This is a genomic window from Mycobacteriales bacterium (assembly GCA_036497565.1).
Classification (GTDB): Bacteria; Actinomycetota; Actinomycetes; order Mycobacteriales; family QHCD01; genus DASXJE01.
In genome coordinates this window covers 1-1,778 of record DASXJE010000001.1, presented here as the reverse complement: position 1 = coordinate 1,778, position 1,778 = coordinate 1, and the positions used below count along the sequence as shown (strand labels likewise).

2 protein-coding genes are annotated in these 1,778 nt (G+C 68.6%); both read right to left on the bottom strand.

What is annotated here, in order from left to right; genetic code table 11:
* On the bottom strand, nt 1-833 hold an 833-nt coding region (locus tag VGH85_00010), incomplete at its 3' end, for a DEAD/DEAH box helicase (protein HEY2172173.1).
* Nucleotides 834-995: 162 nt separating this feature from the next.
* Nucleotides 996-1,778, bottom strand: a 783-nt coding sequence (locus VGH85_00005) for an alkaline phosphatase family protein (protein HEY2172172.1), incomplete at its 5' end; no start/stop codon positions are given.

The following is a 1,778-nucleotide window of genomic DNA, read 5'->3' as shown; positions in this document are numbered from 1 at the left end:
CGCTCGGTGCCGGCGCGCTTGCCCGGGCGGTCACCGTCTTCTGAGTCGACCTCGGGATGCGCGATCGGACGGTAGCGGACCTCGACCGGGTAGGTGCGACCGGAGACCTCGACGATCGGCGCGGGCTTGCCGTCACCTTCGGCGAAGTGGTTCGCGAACCGCTCCGGGTCGATCGTGGCGGAGGTGATGATCACCTTCAGGTCGGGGCGGCGGGTCAGCAGTTGCTTGAGGTAGCCGAGGATGAAGTCGATGTTCAGGCTGCGCTCGTGCGCCTCGTCGATGATGAGGGTGTCGTAGCGCAGCAGGTCGCGGTCGGCGGCGATCTCGGCGAGCAGGATGCCGTCGGTCATCAGCTTGACGAGCGTCCGGTCGCCGGACTTGTCGGTGAACCGGACCTTATAGCCGACCACGTCGCCGAGGCTGGTATCCAGCTCGTCGGCGATCCGCTCCGCGACCGTGCGCGCCGCGATCCGGCGCGGCTGGGTGTGCCCGATCTGGCCGGCGACGCCGCGGCCGAGCTCGAGGCAGATCTTCGGCAGCTGCGTGGTCTTCCCGGAGCCGGTCTCGCCCGCGACGATCACGACCTGGTGGTCGCGGATGGTGGCGAGGATGTCGTCCCTGCGCTGGCTGACAGGCAGCTCTTCCGGATAGGTCACGACGGGGACGGTCTCGCGGCGGCGGCTCACCCGCTGCGTCGCGCGCGCGATGTCGTTCGCGAGCTCGGTGACGGCCTTCTCGCGCGCGGACTGGTCGCGCAGGTGCTGGGCACGGTCGAGACGGCGACGGAGCCGATGCTGGTCAAGCAGCATCAGCTTGGGCAGCGCGCGCCGCATGTCAGCGGGCACAGGCGTAGTTGCAGAAAGTTCATTCACCGGCGGGAAAAGAGTAGACGACATCGGTCCGGTGATGCCAACGCTTTTTCGGCCTCCAAGCTTCCCGCGGCGGATTTGGTGCTGCCGTGGCCGACGTGCGGGCCGGCCACGGCAGGTGAGGCGTTACGGCACGCTCGGGCGGCTGCCCGGCTCCTGGCGCGGCATCTGCTGGTTCGTCGTCGGCCAGGTAGGCAGCGGGAACTGGCTGATCTCGTACTGCGACAGGTTGTACTGGCCGTTGGTGTCCGGCAGCTTCGGCGGGTTGTTCTGCGGCTGGTCGAACCGGAACGCCGAGGTCAGGTCGCCTGCCGTCTCCCGGCGCCACTGGCTGATGTTGGCCTCCTTGACGCCCGTGATGAGCTCGAGGAAGCGCAGCTGGGAGGTGTGGTCGGACAGCTCGGTGCAGACGTAGCCGCCCGCCGTCCACGGCGACACGATGATGCATGGCACCCGGTAGCCGAAGCCGACCGGCAGGTCGTCGCCGTCGGTGCCGGTCTTGGAGGTCAGCGTGACGTATTCGTCCGGCGTGCCCTTCGGCGGGATCGGCGGGATGACATGGTCGAAGAAGCCGTCGTTCTCGTCGTAGGACAGGATGAACACGGTCTTGGCCCAGACCTCCGGGTTCGCCGCGAGCGCGTCGAGCTTGGCGGCCACGTACGTCGCGCCGGCGGCCGGCGAGGCGTTCGGGTGCTCGTCGAACCCGGCGGGCGGCAGCAGCCAGCTGACCGTCGGCAGCTGGTCGTTGGCCACGTCGTACTCGAAGCTGCCGACCGGCGAGTTCGCCATCGCCTTGTCGTAAAGCGGGTCACCCGGCTTGGCGTCGAAGTACTGGGTGAAGTGGTTGAGTGTCGGCAGCCCGGTGGCGGTGTCCGCCTCGTGGTAGAACTTCCAGCTGACGCCCGCGGC